Source organism: Thiomicrorhabdus arctica DSM 13458 (assembly GCF_000381085.1).
GTDB classification, from domain to species: domain Bacteria; phylum Pseudomonadota; class Gammaproteobacteria; order Thiomicrospirales; family Thiomicrospiraceae; genus Thiomicrorhabdus; species Thiomicrorhabdus arctica.
The window spans coordinates 520,348-546,241 of the sequence record NZ_KB905899.1 but is presented as its reverse complement, the minus strand read 5'-3'; the positions used below and the strand labels follow the sequence as shown (position 1 = coordinate 546,241).

19 protein-coding genes are annotated in these 25,894 nt (G+C 40.6%); 11 read left to right on the top strand and 8 right to left on the bottom strand.

From position 1 onward, the window contains the following. Positions 1-2: 2 nt before the first annotated feature. Entirely contained in the window at positions 3-893 is an 891-nt protein-coding gene (gene cysM, locus F612_RS0102485) for a cysteine synthase CysM (RefSeq protein WP_019556169.1), read from the bottom strand. Between the two features lie 978 nt (positions 894-1,871). On the opposite strand from cysM, the gene F612_RS12045 reads away from it, so the two are divergent. Continuing rightward, the gene (locus F612_RS12045; protein WP_019556167.1) at positions 1,872-4,514 is read left to right on the top strand and encodes a methyl-accepting chemotaxis protein; all 2,643 of its coding nucleotides are present in this window, start codon (positions 1,872-1,874) and stop codon (positions 4,512-4,514) included. Between the two features lie 115 nt (positions 4,515-4,629). Here the strand turns inward: F612_RS12045 and F612_RS12040 are convergent, their stop codons facing one another. The 5 genes from F612_RS12040 to F612_RS0102445 all read right to left on the bottom strand — a co-directional run bounded on the left by F612_RS12040 (position 4,630) and on the right by F612_RS0102445 (position 8,785). After that, complete coding sequence (locus tag F612_RS12040; RefSeq protein ID WP_019556165.1) at positions 4,630-5,517, bottom strand: hypothetical protein; 888 nt, start codon at positions 5,515-5,517, stop codon at positions 4,630-4,632. A 6-nt stretch (positions 5,518-5,523) separates the two neighbouring features. Beyond that, positions 5,524-6,189 carry a glutathione S-transferase family protein gene (locus F612_RS0102460; protein WP_019556164.1) on the bottom strand — a complete coding sequence of 222 codons (666 nt, stop codon included), beginning with the start codon at positions 6,187-6,189 and terminating at the stop codon, positions 5,524-5,526. 199 nt (positions 6,190-6,388) lie between these two features. Continuing rightward, complete coding sequence (locus tag F612_RS0102455; RefSeq protein WP_019556163.1) at positions 6,389-6,646, bottom strand: YfhL family 4Fe-4S dicluster ferredoxin; 258 nt, start codon at positions 6,644-6,646, stop codon at positions 6,389-6,391. Between the two features lie 6 nt (positions 6,647-6,652). After that, positions 6,653-8,215, bottom strand: coding sequence for a prephenate-dependent tRNA uridine(34) hydroxylase TrhP (trhP, locus tag F612_RS0102450; protein ID WP_019556162.1), 1,563 nt, complete (start codon positions 8,213-8,215; stop codon positions 6,653-6,655). Between the two features lie 69 nt (positions 8,216-8,284). Further along, on the bottom strand, positions 8,285-8,785 hold the full coding sequence (locus tag F612_RS0102445) for a DNA-deoxyinosine glycosylase (RefSeq protein WP_019556161.1): 501 nt from the start codon (positions 8,783-8,785) through the stop codon (positions 8,285-8,287). A 303-nt stretch (positions 8,786-9,088) separates the two neighbouring features. On the opposite strand from F612_RS0102445, the gene F612_RS12850 reads away from it, so the two are divergent. The 3 genes from F612_RS12850 to F612_RS12845 all read left to right on the top strand — a co-directional run bounded on the left by F612_RS12850 (position 9,089) and on the right by F612_RS12845 (position 15,843). Continuing rightward, a complete protein-coding gene (locus F612_RS12850; RefSeq protein WP_019556160.1) occupies positions 9,089-10,213 on the top strand; it encodes a GGDEF domain-containing protein in 1,125 nt (374 codons plus the stop codon). A 71-nt stretch (positions 10,214-10,284) separates the two neighbouring features. Continuing rightward, positions 10,285-12,720 carry a phosphoenolpyruvate synthase gene (gene ppsA, locus F612_RS0102435; RefSeq protein ID WP_019556159.1) on the top strand — a complete coding sequence of 812 codons (2,436 nt, stop codon included), beginning with the start codon at positions 10,285-10,287 and terminating at the stop codon, positions 12,718-12,720. Between the two features lie 345 nt (positions 12,721-13,065). Next, a complete protein-coding gene (locus F612_RS12845) occupies positions 13,066-15,843 on the top strand; it encodes an EAL domain-containing protein (RefSeq protein ID WP_019556158.1) in 2,778 nt (925 codons plus the stop codon). A 44-nt stretch (positions 15,844-15,887) separates the two neighbouring features. On the opposite strand, the gene rimO is transcribed toward F612_RS12845, so the two are convergent. Next, positions 15,888-17,261 (bottom strand): 30S ribosomal protein S12 methylthiotransferase RimO, encoded by a 1,374-nt coding sequence (rimO, locus tag F612_RS0102425; RefSeq protein WP_019556157.1) that lies wholly within the window; start codon positions 17,259-17,261, stop codon positions 15,888-15,890. Between the two features lie 300 nt (positions 17,262-17,561). Here rimO and F612_RS0102420 point away from each other — a divergent pair, with 300 nt between their 5' ends. The 4 genes from F612_RS0102420 (at position 17,562) to F612_RS0102400 (ending at position 21,505) form a co-directional block, all read left to right on the top strand. Continuing rightward, positions 17,562-18,749 (top strand): porin family protein, encoded by a 1,188-nt coding sequence (locus F612_RS0102420; protein ID WP_019556156.1) that lies wholly within the window; start codon positions 17,562-17,564, stop codon positions 18,747-18,749. Then, positions 18,749-19,396 (top strand): FMN-binding protein, encoded by a 648-nt coding sequence (locus F612_RS12025; RefSeq protein WP_019556155.1) that lies wholly within the window; start codon positions 18,749-18,751, stop codon positions 19,394-19,396. Before F612_RS0102420 ends, F612_RS12025 begins: the two co-directional genes overlap by 1 nt. Positions 19,397-19,407: 11 nt before the next feature. Then, positions 19,408-20,142, top strand: coding sequence for a PepSY domain-containing protein (locus F612_RS0102410; protein ID WP_019556154.1), 735 nt, complete (start codon positions 19,408-19,410; stop codon positions 20,140-20,142). Between the two features lie 742 nt (positions 20,143-20,884). Further along, complete coding sequence (locus F612_RS0102400) at positions 20,885-21,505, top strand: FKBP-type peptidyl-prolyl cis-trans isomerase (RefSeq protein WP_019556152.1); 621 nt, start codon at positions 20,885-20,887, stop codon at positions 21,503-21,505. A gap of 155 nt (positions 21,506-21,660) precedes the next feature. Here the strand turns inward: F612_RS0102400 and F612_RS0102395 are convergent, their stop codons facing one another. After that, on the bottom strand, positions 21,661-22,212 hold the full coding sequence (locus F612_RS0102395) for a DUF2058 domain-containing protein (RefSeq protein WP_019556151.1): 552 nt from the start codon (positions 22,210-22,212) through the stop codon (positions 21,661-21,663). Positions 22,213-22,523: 311 nt separating this feature from the next. Between F612_RS0102395 and F612_RS0102390 the strand changes: the two genes are divergently transcribed. From F612_RS0102390 to F612_RS0102380, 3 genes are all read left to right on the top strand, one after another. After that, positions 22,524-23,858, top strand: a complete 1,335-nt coding sequence (locus F612_RS0102390) for a cation:proton antiporter domain-containing protein (protein WP_019556150.1) — start codon at positions 22,524-22,526, stop codon at positions 23,856-23,858. A gap of 16 nt (positions 23,859-23,874) precedes the next feature. Next, on the top strand, positions 23,875-25,071 hold the full coding sequence (locus F612_RS0102385) for a multidrug effflux MFS transporter (protein WP_019556149.1): 1,197 nt from the start codon (positions 23,875-23,877) through the stop codon (positions 25,069-25,071). Between the two features lie 347 nt (positions 25,072-25,418). After that, positions 25,419-25,760: a YggL 50S ribosome-binding family protein gene (locus F612_RS0102380; protein WP_019556148.1), complete on the top strand. Its 342-nt coding sequence runs from the start codon at positions 25,419-25,421 to the stop codon at positions 25,758-25,760. Positions 25,761-25,894 lie beyond the last annotated feature (134 nt).

The window sequence follows — 25,894 nt, the reverse complement described above, 5'->3', positions numbered from 1 at the left end:
AATTACCCGTAGACACCTGTTGAAAGATAACGATCGCCTCGATCACAAATAATAGTGACAATCACTGCATTTTCGACCTCATTGGCGACCTGTAAAGCAGCGGCAACGGCACCACCTGAAGAAACTCCTCCAAAGACCCCCTCAACTTTAGCGAGGGCACGCATGGTGTCTTCTGCACGAATTTGCGCCATATTTATAGTACGGTCCACTCGAATCGATTCATAAATTTTAGGCATATATTCTGCCGGCCAGCGTCGAATGCCAGGAATCGCAGCACCCTCTTCAGGCTGCACACCGATAACTTGAATTTGAGAATTCTGTTCTTTTAGAAACATAGAGGTTCCCATAATCGTCCCAGTGGTGCCCATGGCACTTACGAAGTGCGTAATCTCACCTTCAGTATCCCGCCAAATCTCGGGACCGGTAGAATGATAGTGCGAGAGCGGATTATCAGGATTAGCAAACTGATCTAGCACAAAACCTTGTCCTTCAGATTTCATATTATCGGCCAAATCACGAGCTCCTTCCATACCTTTTTCTTTACTGACCTCAATAAGCTCGGCACCATAAGCGGCCATGGATGCTTTACGCTCCATACTCATATTATTTGGCATGACTAACTTCATTTTATAGCCCATCAAGGAGGCTGCCATTGCCAGAGCTATTCCTGTATTGCCGCTGGTCGCCTCAATCAAGGTATCACCCGGCTTAATCTCCCCGCGCAACTCAGCTTGCTGAATCATATACAAAGCAGGTCTATCTTTCACAGAACCCGCAGGGTTGTTACCCTCTAGCTTGACCAGCACCACACTCTTCGTCGCAGGATTGACCAGACGTTGCAGTCGTACCAATGGTGTATTCCCCACAAAGTCCATTAATGTTTTAAATTGCATAAGCGTCCTCTTTACATTCAATGGATATTTCTTCATTTCATAAAGAAGATTAACCAAATAATAGCCCTGTGACAATCAACAGTCAGCGTAAAAAGATTTATTATGACATTCATCCGCAAAGCGGGCATTAATTTATCGAAATTTTCACCTGATTGCAAAACGATTTTAGTCATAGGTAGCCCAAGTAACATCCTTAGCAAACCCTCCCAAACTCACTTTAGAAGCCTAAAAAATGATAATTATGCCCCCCGAGCGAATACTGTAAGGACAAAATTCACAAAAAACCAACAGGAGTACACTTGAGTTAGACTTTTCTAAAAATCCCCATGCATATTGCCAACCTATCTTATTGATAATATTAAACTATTTAAAATAAATCAATTACCCACTCAAAAATGGTTCTTAAGAAAGTGGCCGTTCAAACGCATTAGATACCCAAAGTCATCAAAGCCCCAAATTTCAAATATTGCAGCCTTAAAAACCCCACGCCCAACAGGTTGTTTATTTTTTAAATGTAGGTCAAAATCATAAACAAGCCAGCAAGCCAACAAGTCTTAAAAATGTTCAGCCTATAAATTGAGATGAACTCACCCTAAAATGATGATCAGTCCCTGAATGGCGATCAGTGTTCTGAATACCATACTAGCAGGTCGTTTGTAAGTTATCCGTTAATCAACGTAAAAAGTGGCATTGACCGCTCTGCGCGTTTAAAGTACACAATGACTAATCCGAATAGGTCCTTTGTAAGAACCTGCGACAAATTATTGAGGCCTTACATTTTATGGGCCTTGACCTTTCTTAATGAGTGGCATAGGTAATGCTTAAGCAGAAAGCACTATTAGGAGATGGTGTCCAACGGCATTTATTCAACTTAACACCAGTAATTATAATCACGAATGCTTTTCACAAAGTATACTCTAACTCCTAAAATAAAAGTTTACAGAAACCGCTTACCTGTCATTCAAAGAGGAATATTAAATGCTAGCCAATTTATCATTAAGAGCCAAAGTGGTGTCCATTACCACACTGATTGGTTTAATTGTTTCGATCATGGTTGGAGCCTTGATTTACCAAACCTCAGTTGCGCCTGTCAAAGGTGAGATAGAGAATAAAATGGTTAAAGATTTGACCACGTACATTGAGTCACAAATCGATTTAAAAATTCAAGGTAGCATTATTGGCTCTACAGCCATTTCTCTCCAAAAGCAGGTTGCATCCGCCTTAGTGGTAGAAGAGCGAGAAGAGCTTATCCCTATTTTTGCAGGCATTAAGGACAGCTACCGCAATCAAACCAACTATAAAAACATCGCGACTCAGCTCATTACTGCAGACGGACGCGCATTGATTAAGTCCTGGGACCTTGATAGCTATGGTCAAAACCTTGCCAATAGCCCATTGATTAGAGATGCGATGAAAAACAAAAAAGCTACTGGCTCACTTGCTTTGGGTGCTTTAGGCGTCTCCGTTATTGGTATTTCACCCGTAATAGATGATGGCGAATTCATGGGTATGATCACCATGATTCAAGGACTGGCTTCCGTTCGCAAACATTTTGCCAAACAGGAAGATGGTGAATGGATATTATTGGTTGATAAACGTTATGTTGCCGAAAAATATGGCAAGATGCCGGTTATCGACAACAATATACCTTTTGGCAAAAACTACATATTAGCAAGCAATAAATGGTTTAAAAAAGACGTTATTGATTTTGCTAAATCAGGTTTTCAAGCCGTAGACGGTGAAAACAATAAAATCTACCTCCACAACGGTAAAGTATTTATTGACGTTCCCGCCCATGATGAAGAGCATAAGATCATGGGACGTCATCTATTTATTCTCGATCAAGCGGTTCACGATACACCTATAGAGCTTGCAATGAATACTGCGTGGATCTCTCTTGCCGGCATTCTCAGCGGGGTTCTGTTATTAATTATTATTATCGTTATTGTCATGAGTAAAATGGTCATCACCCCTTTACAAAACGTGCAGAAAGTCACCGCCAAGATTCTCAGTACCGGTAATTTCTCTCTGCGGATGGACGTCAACTCTAATGATGAAGTGGGACAAACCGCTAAAGCGATTAATGAACTGTTAACGCAAATTGGCTTGGCTTTACAAGAGGCCAACGGTACGGTTAAAGCAATTTCTGAAGGGGACTTCAGCCAACGTATTTCAGGTGACTATCAAGGCGATTTAGAACTTCTAAAATCAGGCATTAACCAAAGTACAGACAATATCGCCAGTGTCATGGATGAGCTCGCTAAAGTCATGAAAGCCATGAAAGATGGCATTTATGATATTACTATTCAGAATAATAATGCTTCCGGTCGTTACGCAACAATGCTTCACGATGCGCAACAAGCTATGACTGAAACAAACCATGTCATTACTGAAATCAACCATGTCATGATGGATATGCAACAAGGTATCTTCCAGTCGCGCATTGAAATTGAAGCACAGGGTGAATTAGATACCCTTAAGCAGCGTATCAATGACTCGATGATTGCTTTAGATAAAGCCATTACCGACATCACCGATGTCGTCACCGCTCAAAGCGAAGGGGATTTAACAAAAACGATTTCCAATGAGTATCAAGGCGACCTATTACAACTGAAAAATGCCATTAATCAATCCATCGAAAAATTAGCATTCACCGTCTCGCAGGCGGTACAGTCTGCAACGATTGTTCAGACGGAAGCGCTTGGTTTGTCTAAAGATGCCTCACATCTAAGTGCCCAGGTACAACAGCAGGCTGCCGCAATTGAGGAAACTTCTGCCACGATGGAGGAGATGAACTCAGCAGTACAAAACAATACTGAAAATGCTCAACAAGCTTCATTTGTTGTAGAGAAGGTGCAGACAGAGGCGATACAAGCAGGTGACGTCATGAAACGCACCATTGAAGCCATGGACAGCATTCAAACATCAAGTCAGCAAATTGCGAGCATTGTCAGCTTAATTGATGGCATTGCGTTCCAAACCAATCTATTAGCATTGAATGCGGCTGTTGAAGCGGCTCGTGCGGGTGAACATGGTCGTGGATTTGCGGTCGTTGCTGGAGAAGTTCGAAATTTAGCTCAAAAATCGGCCGATGCGGCTAAGGACATTAAAAAACTCATTGACTCTAGTGTGCAACGCATTAGTCAAGGTACACAGCTTGCCAGTGAATCTGGTGCAGCGATTAATGAAATCACCTCATCGATTGACCAAGTGACACAAATGATTCATCACATCACATCAGCCTCTAAAGAGCAGGCTGAAGGTGTACATCAAGTTCACCTAGCAATCAGTGATATAGATGCCACTACACAAGAAAATGCGACACTCGTGGAAAGAACTTCAGCTGTTGCCGAAAACATGAACCAACAAGCAACCGCGTTAAGTAACAACATGGCATTCTTTAGAACCAATCATTCAGTGTCTTCGATTGCATTACCTACTAGTCCGGCAGTGAGCATTCCTCACACACCCGTGGTTAATAAAACAATAGCCCCTGCTATTAACAAAACACCCGCCGCTCCGTCCAAAGTTACGCCAACTCAAGCAAGCGTGAAAAAACCAGAGCCATCGGCAGTTAAAGCGCCTGAACCTCATGATAGTGATGAATGGTCAGATTTCTAAACTCAGACTGACACTCTACTTTAATGAACTCAATAAAAAAGGCCATCAATTTAGATTGATGGCCTTTTTTTATGGTGATGGGCTTGAGCGGTTACTGCTTACGCAGGTGGTCAAATTATTTTAAGTATTGATCTAAACGAACATACCAACCTTTTAGCCAACGAAGTTCATTACGTTCAGCCGGTGCTAACGTGATGCGTAACTGAAGGCGTTTTTTTGCTGCGATGACAAATTGCTTTAAATATTCATCTTGCGAACTCTTTTCTGCCACATCCATAGACTTCAGCACCGAAGCCAATCCCCAAGAGCTGCCCTGGTACTGCTCTTTTTTATTCAGACCAATACCTTTGAAGTTAAAGTAGTCAATCACGGCAAACAGACCTTTTTTAAAACTCATCATCTTATCTAAACGTTGCTGAATAATGACTTGCTGATTTAAGGTAAGGGATTGGATTTCACTTAACCAGCGGTTTTGGAAGGCCACAACAATAAACTGAGCTTGTTGAGACTGGGTGGTTAATAGCCAATGTCTAAGTTGTTGCAATTCAGCGTTTGACCAGGCCTGGTCAAACGCTTCTTTTGAAGACCAAGGAGCCATAAATTCAGTTTGGGAAGATAACTTTTGTAACCAATCAGGAGGCCTCTGTGTTTTAGAGACAAATTCAACCATCGCGGGGAACGTTTCCGTAAACCTATGTTCAGCGCGATTTTCGGCAAGTTTAGGATGCCAGATAAAGTGGCCTATACCAAATGAAGGGAACGTTTCGCCCCTGCCCCAATAGGTTAAGTACTTAGGCTTCCCAGCACACTCATTTTGATAAATTCGTTCCCCAATCCATTGGTAATCTGCTTGGGTTAATGATTGTAACTCAGCAAATAACTTATAATTGGGGGGGGAAGTGGTCAAAGAACTTGACTTAACCACAGGGCTTATGACCAAGCCCAGCGCTAAAATCAAGGGAGCGTGTTTTAAACATAATTTATTCAAAACACGTGTACGCATAGAATTTTAATCTCTCAGTTGAGTGGCAAAAAAACCATCCATATGCGTTATCATACCCTTATACATCTCTGAGAAACCAGCTACGACGGAAGCTTGTACGAAATCCAACGCTAATAGATTTTCTGTCCATTTAGCCAGCTTTGGCGTATTTTCTAATAGATCAATACCGGTATGTAGCTTGATAAAACTCAAGCGCATCAACATAGGTGTATAAGCCGCATCAATCATATTGAAGAGTTCACCATTGAAGTAAGCTTGCCCTGAATGCACTGCTTCAAGTTGGTCTAATTTCTGTAAAACAATCGCTTTCTTCTCATTGACCACAGGCTCATCTTTAGAGGTTACCATTGCATGCATAGCAAATAAAATATCGCCACCAAAGCTAATCCACGCGCGGTTTTTAGCCTTAATTAAAGCATCCTTTGGCTGTAGGCTTGGCGGCGTAACTTCATCAACATACTCTTGAATTACAGAGGATTCAAATAGTACCTCATCACCTACTTTTAAAACCGGAACTTGACCTAAAGGTGAAATCGATTTAAACCACTCTGGCGGGTTTGACAGATCAATGTAGGTGATATCAAAATCAACATTTTTTTTCTTTAAAACAATCACTGCGCGTTGCACAAATGGGCAAAGTGTAAAGCTAATAAGTTCCAATTTATGTGACATGATTTAGCCTTTATTAAGTATTGAAATAAGTCATCTTTATCATACATTTTAGCCACGCTTTTTAGAACCCCTCAGATTTAACTTAAGTGATTGTAGCAAGCAGTCAAACAGAGTGCCAAAAAGAAAAAAGCCATCTTTCAGTCAATTGAGTGACTTGAGCTCAATTAATTTGATTAGGCACGAATAGATTTAAGAAGTCTTAAATCTTATCATCCTGAACGAGCTGTTCAAATTTTTGATAAAGGCTCTCTTTATCTTCAATTCGCTCAGGGTCGGTAATAATACAATCAATGGGACAAACACTGATACACGTTGGCTTGTCATAAAAACCGACGCATTCGGTGCATAAATCGGGGTCTATCTCATAAATTTTATCACCCAAAGAAATTGCTTTATTAGGGCATTCCGGCTCGCACATATCACAGTTGATACAGCTTTTAAGGATTTTCAAAGCCATAAAAGACTACCTAGAAACTTTAGCGGAAGCACGATTAACAAGGTCTTTAGCATCCTGCTCATTTTTCACCTTACGCGCGGCTGAATCACGCTTAACATCACCGCCCCATGATTCATTACGCATCACCAAACAAAACTTAAGCATCTCTTCTGAAACGTCTTTAAATGGATTGGGAATACGCACGACCCACCCAGAACCCAAAGCACATTCGACAGGTTCATCATGGCGATTACGTAAACTAGGGAGTACGATTGATACATTACCAACCGGACTCATGATTTCCAACGAATCACCAACACAGAATTTATTTTTTACATCGACTTCTAAGTAGCTTTCGCCATCTTTTTCACCGACACATGTCACTTCTCCCACAAAACGCTGACGATCCGACTTAGACACACCATATTCGTAATTCTGATATTCAGAATGCACATGGCGACGCAAGAAACCTTCCGTATAACCACGACTGGCCAGACTTTCTAAATCCGTCATGAGAGTGGTGTCAAAAGGCTTACCTTCTAAGGCATCATCAATCGCTTTACGGTAAACTTGTGCCGTACGTGCCACATAGTAGTGGGACTTTGTACGGCCTTCGATTTTCAAAGAGTGCACACCGATTGAAACCATCTCAGGAATCAACTCAACCGCACGTAGATCTTTTGAGTTCATAATATAGGTACCATGCTCATCTTCAAAGGCTGGCATAAACTCGCCAGGACGCCCCTCTTCTTCAAGCAGCATCATCTTTTCAGTGGTTGCCCCTTCACCCAAAGTAGGTGCTTGGCTTTCAACGGCTTGCTCAACGTCTGGGTTTACATAAGAATCGACACGAGGTACATTGGTTTCAATGGTCAAATCAGTGATGTTATCAATATTAGCAATTTCAATTCTTGGCACACCGACAGCATCGCCCGTTACATCTTCTTTGGCTTCATAGGTGTTGTAGTTCCAACGACACGCATTGGTACAGGTCCCTTGATTGGCATCCCGTTTATTGATGTAACCTGACAATAAACAACGACCTGAATAAGCGATACATAAAGCACCGTGTACAAAGACTTCTAATTCCATTTCTGGAACTTTTTCGTGGATTTCACGGATTTCTTGCATAGAAAGCTCACGTGAAAGCACCACACGACGCACGCCATTGTTATACCAAAATTTAACGGTTGCCCAGTTAACCGCATTCGACTGCACAGAAAGGTGAATCTCCTGTTCTGGATACTTCTCATGCACCATGGCAATCAATCCAGGATCAGACATGATTAAGGCATCGGGTTTCATCGCAATCACCGGCCCAATGTCTTTCATATAGGTATTTACTTTAGAGTTGTGCGCAGCGATATTACTCACCACATAAAACTTTTTCCCTAAAGCATGCGCTCGATCAATCCCTATTTTTAGATTCTCCTCATCAAACTCATTATTACGCACTCTTAAGCTATAACGCGGCTGACCTGCATAGACCGCATCTGCACCGTAAGCAAATGCATACTCCATGTTTTTAAGGGTGCCTGCTGGAGATAATAATTCTGACGTAACAGTGTTTTTAAGGTTGTCTGCTTTCAAGGCAAATCTCCTAATAATGAGTGGATAAAGATTTTTATAGCATTTGGTTATAAAATTTAGCTGGGTATTCTACAATAGATTGGATAATTTTTCTTGCCATAACAACCGCTTATCTTCAAGAGTTATTGCAGCATAAGCTGGACTGGTAGACGGCAAAGAGATAAAGACTAACTCTTTTGGTAGGATTTGTTTTTTAAGCACCTTTTTTCTAAATAATTTTTCGGCTGCCTGGCCATTAAAAGCAATTATTTTTAACCTCGGAAACGTTTGAAAAAGGGGTTCAAAGTTATTAGCACAGGGTTTTTGTATGGCACTGTCCAAACTACCGGATCTCTGGCAACTTTGCAGTACATCCCATAAAAGAATGCCATTCTCCTCACACGCCTGCCGCTTGTCATCGACAGATGTCAAACGTTTTGAAACCAGTGATTCAATAATGGGCCAAAAAGCATTACGCGGATGCGCGTAATAAAAAGTTTGATCCATAGAAACCACGCTGGGCATCGTGCCTAAAACAAGTATTTTAGGTTCTTTTGGAATAATAGGATTAAACCCAACACAAGCTTTCATCTCAAACAGTTTTCCTACTCACTAAAATATGCTTTTTTAGAAATTGATGAACTATCTTACAATAACCTCACATACCCAATGATACTTTAGCGCTTTTAGCATGGCTATTCACATGTAAATTTGAAACGAATTATGATTCAAAAAAACAATATTGATAATAAACCACCCAAAAATTAATGAGTCATTAAGGATTAAAGAGTCTTTAAGAGCAACCATTCCATGCTATTATTTCAATTATAAACTCTAACTAATTGTTTTAATTAACGGTTACTGAATTTTCAATCACTTCACCGCAAGGTCTTTATGCAAACCATTTTACAGAAAACCTATTTATGGCTATTTGTAGGTAACATCGCTTTTGAAGACCATAATGCTTATCGAAAACTTTTGTTAGTCAATGTTTTATTATTGATAACGAGTGTAACACTGCTTAGTTTTGCTCTACTGAGCGCCCTCTCCTTTGATAATGCATTGATTGCCAGCATCGATTTTTTGGCTGGATTTTTAGCACTGTATGCATACCTTGATTTAAGGTTCAGTCAAAATATTGATAAGTCGATCAACATTGGTGTCGCGACGTTGTTTATATTTTTTCTGGGGTTAGCCTACACTCAACATAACAATGACTTCATTTTAATCTGGACGATATTCTTTCCCATCTTTGTAATGACTTTAAAAGGCCATAAAGAAGGAATCATAATTACGCTGGTGTTTTATAGCATATTGTTTTTTGTGGTTTACCAAGGAATTGGCTCATGGCAAAATGGAGCTTGGAATTTTCAGAGTTTTATACGTTTTGCCATCGCCTCACTCATCCTCACCTATATTATTTATGTAAAAGAATCTGCATTAAATCAACTTATTCAAAAAGAGCACTCTGCTTTAAATGAGCTTAAACGACTTTCGATTACCGACTCTCTAACCGGGCTATTTAATCGTCGCTATATTAATAAAAAACTCGAATTGGAAATTAATCTCGCAATTCAAAACACAACGCCACTCTCTCTAGCGATTTTAGATATCGATAATTTTAAGGAAATCAATGACCAATACGGTCATAACCATGGCGATTATGTTTTACAGGAAGTGTCGGATTTACTCAGATTGCATCTGCCACAAGAAGAACTTCTTGCACGCTGGGGCGGCGAAGAGTTTTTAATTATTTTTCCGAATCAATCCATTGAAACAGCGATGCAATTATGTAATGAGATAAGAGAGAAAATCATCCATCATAGATGTGACACCCCTATCAATATTACGGCAAGTTTCGGTGTCGCCGAATATAAAATAGGCAACGAACATAACGCCTTTATTGCCCGCGCCGACAATGCGTTATATCAAGCCAAAAAATCCGGCCGTAACCAAGTCTGTCGATACGACGAGGTTCCTCATAATCAAACACGATTATTTGATGAACAGCCCAACTAGTCATTCTTCACCCCCCCCAAAATTCACTGATTAGATAGAAACTTTACGGCTTTAAAAAAGGAATCTATGTTATGAACACTTCCTCAGAAAACTTTGAATACATTAAGTTTTTCAGTCACGTCGGAATAGAAGACATCCCTATTGTCGGCGGTAAAAATGCCTCTCTCGGAGAGATGTATCAAGCGCTCACGCCACAAGGTATTTTAGTACCCAATGGCTTTGCCATTACTGCCCAGGCTTATAAAGCACTATTGACAGAGAACAATCTTTGGGATGAATTACACCAAATCTTAGATTCACTGGATGAAAACGACATGGCCGATTTGGCCAATCGAGGCAATCAAGCCAGGGCTCTGGTCTTTAATGCCCCGCTTCCCAAGCAATTGGAAACAGAAATCCTCCAATCCTATGCTCTACTCAAAGCCGAGTTTAGAGATGAGATCAGCTTAGCCATCCGTAGCTCAGCGACCGCTGAGGATTTACCGACCGCTAGTTTTGCTGGTCAACAAGACACCTACCTTAATGTGACAGGTGATCAAGCCCTGTTAAATGCCTGTAAACGTTGCTTTGCCAGCCTGTTTACGGATCGCGCAATTCACTATCGAATCGACAAAGGTTTTGATCACTTCAGTGTCGGTCTATCCATTGGTATACAGAAGATGGTACGTTCAGATCTAGCTGCGTCTGGCGTCATGTTCTCGATAGACACCGAAACCGGCTTTAAAGATGCTGCTTTTATTACCGGCGCTTATGGTTTAGGGGAAAACGTCGTGCAAGGTGCCGTTGAACCTGATGAATTCTACGTGCACAAACCGACCTTTGAGTTAGGTTATCGCTGCATTCTAAAACGTCATTTAGGCCGTAAAAAAATCAAGATGGTTTATGCGACGGATACGGCTAAAAACCCAGTTTTAAACATACCAACCCCACTCAAAGACCAGTCGAAGTTCTGCATTACCGATGAAGAGGTTTTACAGTTAGCCGACTACACAATTCGGATTGAAAAATATTACTCTGAACACGCCGGATATCACAAGCCGATGGATATAGAATGGGCCAAAGATGGGATAGATGGCAAGCTGTATATTGTGCAAGCTAGACCCGAAACAGTTACCTCACAAGCCAGCGGTACCACGCTTAAAACCTATGAAATCGAAATCCCGGAATCCACTGAGATTTTAATAGAAGGTCGCTCGGTTGGTCAAAAGGTCGCTCAAGGCCAAATCCACGTCATTGAAAACGCTAATAACATTGATCAGTTTAAAGCGGGCGAAATCCTCGTATCTGATATTACCACGCCAGACTGGGAACCTATTATGAAGCTCGCATCAGCGATTGTCACTAATAGAGGCGGCAGAACTTGCCATGCCGCGATTATTGCGCGAGAACTTGGTATACCCGCAATTGTCGGCTGTGGGCATGCCACCGAGGTTTTACAACACAACCCCTACGTTACCGTATCTTGTGCGCAGGGTGAGATCGGTAGAGTCTATTCTGGTAAAATCCCCTATCGAGTCATTGAGACTGATTTAAGTCATTTAAAAGCCCCTAAGACAAAGATGATGATCAACTTAGCGAATCCCGACCTCGCCTTTCAAACCAGCTTCATGCCTAATCAAGGCGTTGGCCTGGCCCGAATGGAGTTTATTATCAACCAATCAATTCAAGCGCACCCTCTGGCTTTACTCCACCCAGAACGGGTTAAAGATCCTGTTCAGAAAAGCCGTATTCTTGAACTGATTAAAAACCACAAATCTGGAGCAGATTTTTTTATCCAAAAACTCTCTGAAGGCATAGGCACCATCACGGCTGCCTTTTACCCGAAACCAGTGGTGATTCGCCTCTCTGATTTTAAATCCAATGAATACGCCAGTTTACTTGGCGGCGAGCAATTTGAACCCACAGAAGAAAATCCAATGATTGGCTTTCGAGGGGCTTCGCGTTACAGCTCAAAGTTATTTGAGCCCGCTTTCGAGCTCGAGTGCCATGCAATTAAAAGAGTCCGAGAAGAGATGGGATTAAATAATTTAATTATTATGGTGCCCTTTATAAGACGCGTTGATGAAGCCAAATTGGTTATTAACACGCTTGCCAAGTATGGTCTTCAACGCGGTGAGAATAACTTAAAGCTCTACATGATGTGCGAAATTCCCAATAACATCCTAGAGATTGATCACTTTGCGCCCTACTTTGACGGCATCTCTATTGGCACCAATGATTTAACGCAATTGGTCCTCGGCGTTGACAGGGATTCCGAACTGGTCGCTTATGATTACGATGAACGCGACAATGGCGTCAAGAAAATGATCCAATGGGCCATTGAAGGTGCGAAAAGAAACGGACTGCACAGTGGCGTTTGCGGACAAGCCCCATCGGACTATCCTGAGATGGCACAGTTTTTTGTGCAGTTAGGTGTAGATTCACTTAGCCTTAATCCCGACAGTTTACTCAAAACGAGTCAAATCGTGTTAGATTTTGAAAAATCGATGTCATCTTCAGTTCATTAAATAGATTATGAGTAAATGATTTAGCGACCCTCCGTCTCCGTCGGAGAATTGCATTTACAAGTGAACCTAATTTAGGTTAATGAATTCATACAACGGATCAAGCCGTCAACCAATCTTTTTCAAACCCATTCACCTGGTCGGAGAGAATATCTCTTTTTGTTCAGAGATTTCATTAAAACACTCCTTTTTACTCTGAAAACGCAGTGTTTATTTAGCTATTTATCCCTACAAAATATGATTCACATATCCTTTCCAAGCCTCAATATTTTAAATACCCGAATAACTATTCCCTGGTAAAAAACAAGGGTATACTATAGTGTTACAAAACAACTAGACGGATAAAACATGCTAAAAATGCGCCAATTTCTCTTAATTTCATGGCTGCCATTTATATTTCTTATTTTTCTAGGGTATCTCTCCCAGGTTGGTGCCGAGGGTAACTCGCAAAATACTGAACACTCTCATGTTCTACCGGAAAACTATCACCTAACGATAGGAGTACTCTCTTTCCAACCAATCGCATCGACCAAACGCCAATGGCAGCCGTTAGTGGACTACCTCAACCAATCTTTATCCAATGTCCAACTTAGCCTCAAGGTGCTTACATTCACTGAGTTACAAAAGGAAATTGAAACCAAAAGTATTGATTTTTTGCTCACCAATTCGGCAAATTATATACAGCTCACGCATCAACATGGACTGTCTGCACCATTAGCAAGTTTAATAAATGACTCAAATGGCTCCCCTCTTTTTAGGTTTGGGGGAGCCATTATTATTCGCAAAGACAATGCATCTATCCAAAATCTCATTGATTTAAAGGGGAAACGTGTCGCAACCCCCAGCTTTCAATCTTTTGGTGGGTATATGATGCAAGCCTATGAACTTCAATTAGCCGGGCTTGATCTCAAGAAGGATCTACAATTTATAGAAACCGGGATGCCCCATGATACCGCCATTACTGCTCTGTTAAATAAAGAGGTAGATGCAGCCTTCGTACGCACGGGTGTTTTGGAATCTTTGCATAATAAATTTCCTTCGGGATTTAATCAGTTGCAAGTCATTAATCGATCTTCCGAACGATTTCCTTTTATGCTCTCAACTAGACTCTATCCCGAGTGGCCTTTTTCAGCGCTTCCTCATACAAATACCGTTATCGCAGGTAAAATAGCGGGCTTACTGTTAACACTAGAACATGACAGTATAACGACTCAAAAAATAGGCATTCACGGATTTAGTATTCCTGCAGACTATGAGCCCATAAGAGAAGTATTACGTACTTTAAGAGTCTACCCATACGAAGCAATTCCTGCATTTACTCTTGAAGATATTTGGGCTCAATATTCGCTAGAAATAATGGGAATTTCATTGATTGTTGTCATCATACTGCTGTTCAGTCTTGTTTTAATATCCACCAACAAGCGGCTAAAGTCACAGCAACACCGACTTGAAGAGCAAACGACTTCCCTCGCCATTGCCGCTGTTGCCTTTAATACAGAGCAAGCTATTTTAATTACCACACCAGATGAAAAAATAATTCGGGTCAATAAAGCATTTTCAAACATTACAGGTTATCAGCCCAGTGACGTGATTGGCAAGACTCCTAGAATGTTCAAATCGGGGCATCACCCCGTTGAATTTTACAATCAAATTTGGAACACGCTTAAAAAAGAAGGGGTTTGGCAGGGAGAAATATGGAATCGTCGTAAGTCAGGTGAAATTTATCCAGTGGGTCAATCGATTAAAACCATCACTACGGACCAAGGTCAAATCAGTCATTATCTCTCCACCTTTACCGATATCACTCTACATAAAGAAAATGAACATAAAATTCTACAGCTTGCATTTTATGACCCTCTGACACAGTTAGCGAATCGTCGTTTATTAAAAGATCATTTAATGCAACTTATGGCCACCAGTCAACGTGATCATTTTTATTTCGCGATTGTCTTTATCGACCTCGACAACTTTAAAACGCTCAATGATACGTTAGGTCATCATTATGGCGATCTGTTGCTACAACAACTAGCGGAACGCTTATCAGCTTGTGTTCGTGAGTGCGATACTGTATCTCGTCCAGGAGGAGATGAATTCATTCTGCTTCTTTCCAATATTTCGACTCAGTATCACCTGGCCATCTTCCATTCACAAAAAATTGCAGAAAAATTATTAAGTGAAATTGCTAAACCCTACGACTTAAACGGTACCTATTACACTATCAGTGCAAGCATAGGGATTACTATTTGCAATGGACACCAAAGAACAGCTGAAGAATTAATGAAACACTCGGATTTAGCGATGTATCAATCCAAAAATTCAGGTAAAAACACCATCACTTTCTTTGACCCTGAAATGCAATTGGCCGTTGAGCAGCGTAGCACCCTTGAAAAGGATTTACGTATAGCGATTACTAAAGATCAGTTTAAGCTCTTTTATCAACCAAAACTTTCATCCTTCGGCAGTATCATCGGTTATGAAGCACTGATTAGGTGGCAACATCCTAAGAAGGGATTGATCTCTCCTGATGATTTCATCCCCGTTGCAGAAGAAACTGGATTAATTTTGGAGATTGGTCAATGGGTGCTTGAAAGTGCTTGCCGTCAACTTAATCTGTGGGCAAAAGAGGATAAAACACGAGCCTTAACCATTGCCATCAACGTCAGTGAACACCAACTAAAACAAGATAACTTTGTGAAACAAACCTTACAAAGCGTTGATAAATATGAGATTAACTTAGCGCAGCTTGAAATTGAAATAACAGAAAGTCAGTTGATGGGAAATATGGCTGATAGTGTCAAAAAAATGAAAACACTCCAAAAAAATGGCATTGCATTTTCACTGGATGATTTTGGAACGGGTTACTCTTCGTTGGTCTACTTAAAATGCCTACCCATCACGACACTTAAAATCGACCAGTCCTTTGTCAGAGATATGTTCGAAAATTCCGAAAGCACTGCTATTGTACAAACCATAATCTCACTGGCACAAACACTCGGATTAAAACTGGTTGCTGAAGGTGTTGAGACTGAAGAACAGAAAACGTTCTTGATTGATGCGGGATGTCATTATCTACAGGGCTACCTACTCGGTAGACCCGTACCCCTCGAAGAAATCATCTTCTCATAAAAGGGTACCCTCATTTAACCTTACCGAATCAATCTAATCAGAGACTAACCTAATTCAATATAAGACGTTTCCTGGTCAACAAATTCAACGACGGGACGCGCCCACAGATCATATTCATCTGCAGCCACAATCTCTACGGTGACAAATTGACCCGGCTGTAAATGGAAACCCTCTTCAATGAACACGAGACCATCAATTTCGGGAGCATCTGCCGGTGAACGTGCAATTGCACCTTGATCGTCAATTTCATCAACCAAGACCTGCATCACTTTACCGATTTTAGCTTGCATCTTCGCGGTACTGATGACTTGCTGAGTCTGCATAAAACGATCATAACGCTCTTGCTTAATCTCATCCGGAATCGCTTCTGCAATCTCATTGGCAACCGCACCCGTGACCGGAGAGTACTGGAAGCAACCAACACGATCTAATTGTGCTTCTGCTAAGAAATCCAATAGGTCTTGAAACTCTTCCTCAGTTTCCCCTGGGAAGCCCACAATGAAAGTCGAACGAATGGTCAAATCTGGAACTGCTTCACGCCATTTCTTAATACGTTCAAGCGTTTTTTCAACATTTCCTGGGCGTTTCATCGCTTTTAAGACACGTGCATTGGCATGTTGTAAAGGCATGTCCAAATAAGGCAATATTTTACCTTCTGCCATTAAAGGTATAACTTCTTCAACATTCGGATATGGGTAAACATAATGCAAACGCACCCAGAACTCACCTACCCCCCCTAATTCGCCTAAAGCTTCAGACAAACCGGTCATGGACGTCTTCGTCGGACGACCTTCTGCAAACTCTGTCTTATATTTCACATCGACACCGTAAGCGGCCGTATCTTGCGACACTACCAATAATTCTTTAACTCCGGCGTCTTTTAGACGTTTGGCTTCATTAAGCACATCACTCACTGGGCGACTTACTAAATCGCCACGCATAGAAGGTATAATGCAGAAAGTACAACGGTGGTTACAGCCTTCTGATATTTTTAAGTAGGCGTAATGTTTTGGTGTCAGTTTAATGCCTTGAGGAGGTACTAAATCAACAAATGGATTATGTGCTGGAGGTGCAATCACATTATGCACGGCAGAAACCACTTCTTCATAAGCTGCAGGTCCTGATACCGCTAACACCTTAGGATGCACCGCAGTGATTTCTTCCGCTCTGGCACCTAAACACCCTGTGACGATGACCTTCCCATTCTCGGCCAACGCTTCACCGATAGTATCTAAAGACTCTTGAACGGCACTGTCGATAAAGCCACAGGTATTGACAATGACCGTATCAGCATCTTCATAACTGTTGGTTAACTGATATCCTTCGGTTCTAAGCTGCGTCAAAATCCGCTCTGTATCCACTGTTGCTTTTGGACAGCCTAAGCTGATGACACCGACCGTTGGTTGTTCTATAGACATGAAGTTTCTCTCGTTCATTTTAATTGCGTGTATTTTAACTGATGCAGGACACTTCACACACTATTTAACACTGTTCCTAAGACAAAGTGCTTTTAGGACATGGATTTCACACCTCAAGTCGACCCAAATAAGTCCGTTATATCCTTCTAATACACATCTAAATGAAAGTAATTAACATTTAGATTTGACTTAAGAAAGGAACTTAACTAGTATACGTAATACGAATCGTTAGCATTTAGATTATTTGTACTAAAAACTATGAGAGCACTATTTTTACAATTTACTTTTAGAGAGAAGTTTATGTCACTTAAGATAAACACCAACTTGAAAAACCAGCTTACTGCCAATTTTATTCCACGCAAAACAGCTTTGAGTACAGCAGTAGCCATCGCACTTTTTGCAGGATCAAGCCATGCAGCAACTATGCCTGAATTACAATCTGAGATTAACACGCTGCAATCTCAAATGAATGCATTAGCAGACAAAATGGAAACTCAAACTAGAGTCAGTTCAGAAAGCTCTGCTCATTCTCAAGTTGCTTCAAAAACCCACATTGGTGGTTATGGCGAACTGCATTACAATAATATAGAAGGTAAAACACCAGAGGTCGACTTCCACCGTTTTGTACTTTTCTTTGGTCATGATTTTAATGAAAAAATCCGTTTCTTTTCAGAGTTTGAATTAGAGCATAGTATCGCCGGTGACGGCCAGAATGGTGAAGTTGAGCTTGAACAAGCTTATATTGAAATGGATTTAACCAAACAGTTGAAAACCAGAGTAGGTATGACATTAGTGCCAGTGGGTATTCTCAATGAAACTCACGAACCCAACACTTTTTATGGGACTGAACGAAACCCTGTAGAAAAGGAGATCATTCCAGCGACCTGGTGGAGTGCTGGTGCCTCCCTAAATGGTATTACGAACTCAGGTTTAAGTTATGATTTGGTGGTTTCAGAAGGCCTCAATACACCTGATGGGTTCAATATTCGTAAAGGTCGCCAAAAAAGTAGCAAAGCCATAGCCTCTGACCTTGCCTACACAGGGCGTCTGAAATACACAGGGATTCCAGGTCTAGAACTTGCCGCTACAGCACGTCATGAAAGCAATATTAGCCAGAGTCAGTTGACCGATGCGGGTGCCGCTACACTATTGGAAACACACATAATCTATTCAAAAGAAAATTTCACCGCCAAAGCACTTTATGCACAGTGGGATATTGAAGGTAATGCCGCTAAGTCTAATAATGCTGACAAACAATACGGTTATTATCTAGAACCAAGTTATAAAATTTCTGAAAATTGGGGTGTATTTGCTCGCTATAATGAGTGGAATACAACGACCATTGACGCGAACAAAAACACACAAACAGACTTTGGTGTAAACTATTGGCCACACAAGCAGGTCGTCTTTAAAGCGGATTACCAGCTTAAAAAGGTAGGCAGTACTGAACAAAATGGAATCAACTTAGGAGTTGGTTATAGTTTCTAATGAATAATTTAGCACTTTTTTTGGTTTCCGCTAAACAGATATCATCCAAGCCTATCAGAGCCTTGCTCTTGGTTGGCTTGATTAGCTTTAGCGCACAAATTCATGCCGCTGCACTCTCTGAAGAGAGTGCGGCTTTTTTAGCTTCTCACCTACAAGAGAACCCGAACAAACAGTATCAATGGTTAACAGGCGAGGTAAAAAAGCAGGTTACCCTCGTACTTGACCACCCCTACTACACGTTAAGAGTTCCTTATTGGCAAAGTGGTCGCGATGATAATCGTAAAACGGTATGGATTCTAGAGGAAATCGGCAAACATAAACCGATTACTGTAGGTATTGTCATTCAAAACCAACAGATAAAAAGCCTTCGGATTCTCAAATTTAGAGAGAGCCGTGGTTGGGAAGTCGAACTGCCAACATTTACTCAGCAATTTGATGGAATTGCATTAAAATCTCCCGTTGATCTCAATAATATCGATTTAACCACGCATATTGATGGCATCAGTGGCGCAACCCTTTCGGTGCGAGCCGTCACCAAGTTGTCTAAACTGGCTTTGCTGTTGCAACAGCATATCGACACAAAACAAGGTAGTGCTAAACAGTTAACACCAGCCCCTGTTAAAACGCATTCACTTACAAACCATTAAGGTCCCAAAGCATGAATAAACCTAGCGCACGTAAACTGCATCGTTCCTTGGCATGGGTTATGGCATTTGGTTTAGTGTACCTCACACTAAGTGGTGTTTTGCTCAACCACAGTAAAGCACTCGACTTACCTAATATTGACATAAAAAACCCTTTATTACTAAAATGGTATGGACAATCAGCAGCCGTAGTATCTCAATCTTTTTCGGTCAATCAGCATTGGATTACCCGCAGCAATCAAAACCTTTATTGGGATGATAAATTACTCCCATTGCAAGGAGAAATTTACCAAATACTTCCCCATGAACCGTTTCTATTTATCAAGCAAGCGAGCCAGGTTGCTTTTTTGAGCAGTGCAGGAGAGTTAATTGACTTAATTCCTTTGCCTGAAAAGCTTCAAAAACAAAATGAGTCTCAACTTTTTGTAAGTCAGCAACAGATTTATCTCATGACAGATCAGCAGGTATGGTCATTAAATGCAGAGTACAGTGAATTTGTCCTTAATACAGATAATGCAACGTCAACCTTTAAGATGACTACTGAAGCACTGACTAATAACCCTTTACCAGAAACCTTAAAAACCAAACTACTCGCTCTAGCTCCTTCCGGTTTAACTTTGGAAAAAATTATTCTAGAACTGCATAATGGATATTTTATAGGGCCTATCGGACCATGGTTATTGGATCTATTCGCCCTACTGATTTTGATTACCATCATCACTGGCATTCGTTTACACATTAAAAAATAATGACCCGACCTGGTGATATTTTTTGATTGATTCATTTACTGTGTATACCCTCTCGCTTAAATAGGTAGCCTTCTGTTACCTCCCTGACAACAATGCCATCAACATTAATATATAAACCTAGAAGGCAGGTAATTTGAATGACAACATCCGTCAGAATGGTGCTGGTTTGATTGCCAATACGTTCAATAATGATAGTGGACTCTATTTAGAGGGATATTGAACAGGTTGCTCGGCGCAATATTCGTGGCACACGACAAAATTCTAACGAATTTTCTGCCAAATAATAATTTGGATGTAATTGAGTGCCCAGATCTCGAGCAAAAGGAGATAATTAACGCATTCAGTGATTGCTTTATGGATAACAATATCCAATCCATCCCATTAGATCTTCAGCTTGATGTGCAGGCTTTTATACCACCGCCTAGATTGCTATAAACCAAAGCTGAAAAAACAGACGTTAGCAATGATTCAAAAGACCTTCCTTCACATTATGAGCTATTTAAAATTGCTATCCTCTGTTGATAATATGGAAGGGTCTTAGCATGAAACCTAATCCAGGGATTGGCATAGCCGAAGAGAACTCCCTTCTCTGACATTAAAAGCGTGTATTTGCTTCACATGAGTAAACCCACCAAAATTTATAAACTATTCTGAACCTTTAATACGTCCACTCCCTTACGTTTATCTTTACTTATGTTTTATGCTAAAATTACTCTTTTTTTTATCTACTGGATTTCTAATTATGTCTAACAACTTTACGACTACCCCTGATATTGTAAGCTATGGTATTGGTCGCCAAATGGGTGATCAATTGGCTTCTGACCCTTTTGAAGGAATTAACGCTCAAGCGGTTGCAGCCGGTGTCATTGACTCTTTAGAAGGCACAGAGAGCCCAGTTAGCCAAGAGGCATTTGCGAAGGCTTTTGAAGAAATCAACGAGATTATGCAAGCAAAGCAAGCCGAGTTGGCTAAGGTTGCGGGCGTTGAAGGTGAAGAGTTTTTAGCGGCAAATGCTCAGAAGGATGGCGTTTTTGTCACGGATTCAGGTCTGCAATATGAAATCATTATCGCCGGTGAAGGCGCTTTACCAACGGCGGATTCTGTCGTTTCAACGCATTACCACGGGACCTTAATTGATGGAACGGTTTTTGATAGTTCTGTTGAACGTGGTCAACCCGCTGAGTTTCCAGTGAATCGCGTTATCGCCGGTTGGACGGAAGCATTACAAATAATGCCTCAAGGGTCAAAATGGCGTTTGTATGTGCCTCAAGAGCTCGCCTATGGTTCACAAGGTTCTGGCGCAAAGATAGCTCCATTTTCAGCGTTAATTTTTGACGTAGAGTTACTTAATATCATTTCATAACCTTCAAAGGTTGGAATTAAGTTTCATTAAAAAACCATAAATCTAAGCAACATAAAGTGAGTTTAAACTCACTTTATGTTGCTTTTTTTATGCCTAACAAATTAAACACGAATCGATCAGACCTAGTCGATTTGAAAAATGAATGACGTTTGATTTTACCAGATCAGATCATCTGGCACTTCAAACTGGGCATAGTAATCTTGGTCTTCTTGCGAGATCGACTCATCGACTACGGCCATTGAAATCAATACTGAATGATCACGTTGATCAACCTTGTTCGCCGCTTCGATCGGAATCAGAGCATAACCGCCTTCAAAACGCGCTAAGCGAATGGTACCCGCTACCAGTGCTCGTTGTATCTTTTTATTCACGCTCAATGTTTTGACGGTGCTCTCATCGGCAAAGTTGTATACAACATCCCCCTCAAAACCACTCATGCGATTTGTCTCAATGATCTGACGTAACTCGGCTAAAGTCGCTTTCTTTTCTTGCTGTTGCTTACGCTCAAGGTTTAGTTGAAGGTCACGCTCATTTTTTTGCTTTGCCGCTTCTTCGGCGATCTTGGTGACTTCATTTACAACGGGTTTCTGACCCTTCTTGCCTTTACTCTGTTTCGTTTGCTGATACTTTTCTTTCTTGGCCTTTTGGGCTTTTTTGTCATCAACCAAACCGGCTTTTTTCAGCTGATCAAATAGGGATCCTGCCATGATTTTCTACTTATGTATTAAATTAGGCCACTATTTTAACCTATCCAATCAAGCACTGACCATAAACAAAAACCCCATTTTTTTAACCCGTTAGAACCTTAAAGCAGTTCATCGACAAGGTTTAGATCATAAGGCTTCGCTAACTGCATATTATAAATAATTTAAAACTGACCAGGCCTGGTCAAAAACCACTCTATTTATTTTTACGACTTTGCTTATAAAACCGCTTATTTAACTTATAATCGATCGTTCAATGCATCTCATAGAACCTCAAGAACAGAGTAGTTAAGCGTAAATAAGGAACCGATAGCATGTTAGAAGCTGGTTTAATGATTATTGCCCTAATGGTTTTATCTTTGATCATTCAGGAAAAAATCCGTATTCCTTTACCTATTACGCTGATTGTTACGGTGTCGTTATTGGCGCATTTTAATATTCACCCTATTAATATTAATGATGATGGATTCGATCACCTATTATTATTCTTACTGCCATTGCTCTTAATGGGCGATGTAATGCAACTCAAAACCGAAGATTTAAAAGACAATTGGTTAAGTGTTATGAGTACTGCGGGCATTGCCGTGACATTATCCGTTTTTGCAGGTGTGCTGCTACAACCGATTATGTTGCCGAATTATGCATTGAGCGTCCCTGCAATGATCGCTTTGATGTCGATGGTTATTGCAACAGACCCTGTCACGGTTGCTTCTATTTTCAGCACGACTAAATTGCCTCATAAACTCAAGTTTTTAGCCGAGTCTGAATCCTTGTTTAATGACGTCTCAGCATTTGCTATTTTTACCATCGCGATCACTCTAATGAGTCAACCGATGACGACCTCTGAAATTATCACCAGCTTTTCAATCTCTACTGGTGGCGCCTTATTAAGTGGGGTAATTGTCGGCATTATTGGGATGTATCTGCTTAAACTGTCTGATGATCCCATTACTGAAACTGGCATTTTATTGATTATTGCTTACAGTGCTTTATTGATTGCCGAGCATTTTCATTTTGCCGGTATTTTTGCCATTGTGGTTTCAATGGTGCTTGCCAATAGCTTAATCAATTCAGATGAACCTTTCGTGGGTGAGACTGAACCTAATATAGCCGACAGAAAACCAATGTCGCAATTTTCATCACGTCAATCTCTTAAAAAAAACCCTCCAACAGACTTACCCAACTTTTTAAGTTTAAAACATTTAAAAGCCACCAAAAAAAATCGCACTATTATTTTAGGATTTATTGGTTTTGCGGCCCTGTTTGCCAACGTTATATTATTTGTCTCAATTTCTGAAATGATTAACCTCACTTTGTTAAGTCTTTATTGGCGTGAAATATTATCGGTCTTTGTCGTGACCACCTTTATCAGAGGCATGATGATGGGTCAGTTTGCGTGGATCTCTAATAAAACGGATAAAATGCAAAACATCACCACTGATTGGTGGATAATTTTGACTTTTGCAGGCGTAAAAGGTGGCTTGTCTATTTTAATGGTCCATATGATTCCGGACGCTTTCGAATTTAAAACCTTATTTGAAGCCATTGTCATTGGTAATATCATTTTATCCATATTCATTTATTCGCCTTTAATGATGCTCACGATCAAATTACGCCAAGCCCACTTAATTGCGAATACTCCACACTAAAAAGGTGATCTCATTAATGTCTAGAAGAACCCCACTCTGGCTGATTTTATTTGCAGCACTCAGTAATATGATTGCACCCTTTTCAATTGATACTTATCTACCCTCTTTTCCTGCAATTGAAGATTATTATCATGTCTCGCGCGAACTGCTCTCTACCTCAATGGGGGCGTATTTATTGGCATTTTCATTAACCACACTTATTTGGGGACCGCTTGCAGATCGTTTTGGTCGACAAAAAATATCGATTATCTCTTTAGCTGGGTTTGCACTGGCATCTATTGGCTGTGCGCTCGCACTTTCATTTGACCATTTCATGGTATTTAGAGTCTTACAAGGCGTATTTGCCGGCGGGGTCATTATTGCAGCGCGCGCCATGATAAGAGACTTTTTTACCCCGCAAGAAGCACAAAAAGCCATGTCGTTGATTATGATGGTTTTTGCAATTGCACCCGCTATTGCTCCAATTATCGGCGGTTATTTACAACAACAATATGATTGGCAAAGTATTTTTTGGTTTTTAAGCGCTTATGGCGTTTTCACTCTATTGATTATTGGACTCCTGCTTAAAGAAACCCAACATCCAGATCACATTCAATCCATTGCGCTCAAAAAATTATTTAACTCCTATTTACACAGCTTAAAACATCCATTATTTATACGCTTGGTTTTAGCGCAGTCTTTTATCTTTGGCGGTTTTTTTGTCTATATAGCAGGCTCTGCCAGTTTAATCTTTGATCATCTAAAACTTGGGCCAGAAGACTTCTGGGTACAATTTGTTCCAATGGTTACCGGCATGATACTGGGCGCGTTGCTCTCGCATCGCCTCTCAAACAAAAACGCACCCAACCAGATTATCTACTTGTCTGTTAGCATAGGTGGTTTCGCCGCTCTACTTAATCTAATGTTGTTATTTATAACATCGCCAACGATCTTAACCATTATCCCTACAATCAGTCTCTATGCGTTTGCTTTGTCGTTAGGCCTCCCTGCGCTGTCTATTCTCGCCATGGATTGTCTGCCCGAAAAACGTGGCATGGCGGCTTCATTGCAGAGCTTGCTGCAAATGGGGATGGCGGCTTTAGTGTCGATAATGCTCGTACCTTTCGTACACTCATCACTTTTTGCAATGGCCGGTAGCATGTTCGCTCTATGGCTAATGGGTGCATTGCTGTGGATGACTCATTATAAAGCGGTTAATCCTAAAGTTTTATGAGTCGGTCATTTAGATAATGAACCTTTGGGTTTAATAAATATCTCAATGAGTCGCTACCAAACTCAAATTAATTTAATTTAAATTTCGTACTCATTGGTGCGTCTAACTTTGCCTGGACACGTTTGAACATCTACGGATATTTCTTATTGTAAATATATAATTAATCGGTAAAATCAGCGACAAATTGTGATCATTAGAATGATGGATTCAAAATGACCTAAATCACTTTTTTAACTTTTTTGTCCAAGCCATCATTCCACCCTATAAACCAGGTTGATTTTCAGTCGCTACCCACTGATATTCACCACAGATACTAATAGATATCACAATCCTAAGGAAGCCATTATATGAACACGACGCGAATTGAGAACAAAAACAAAAGATTAAGAAAGAAACTTTATTTAGGCGAATTTGCCATTAAAGGTTTTGAGATGACATGCAATATTGATATTCAAGACAGCGAAGAATACGACAAATTTATTGATGCTTTGTTAGAAGTTGTTGAAAGCAACAACTTATTACTAGGGGGTGGTGGTACCGATGCATTTGATGCGTTTGTTTGTTCTAACCAGCGCTATGGCTCAGTCAGTGAAGAAGATCGTTTAAAAATTGAAGCTTGGTTAAAGGCTCAACCTAAAGTGTCTGATGTTGCAGTCGGCCAGTTAGTCGATGTCGTCTACGAGTTTTAAAGTTACATCTTTGCCCTAACCAACTTAATCGATTGCCGTGCTTTCTATTTTTAAGGCATTTTTACATGTCCACCGATTTGGTTAGTTAAGCTAAGCTGATGCTGGTTCATTCTAAGTAGAATTGTACATAAATA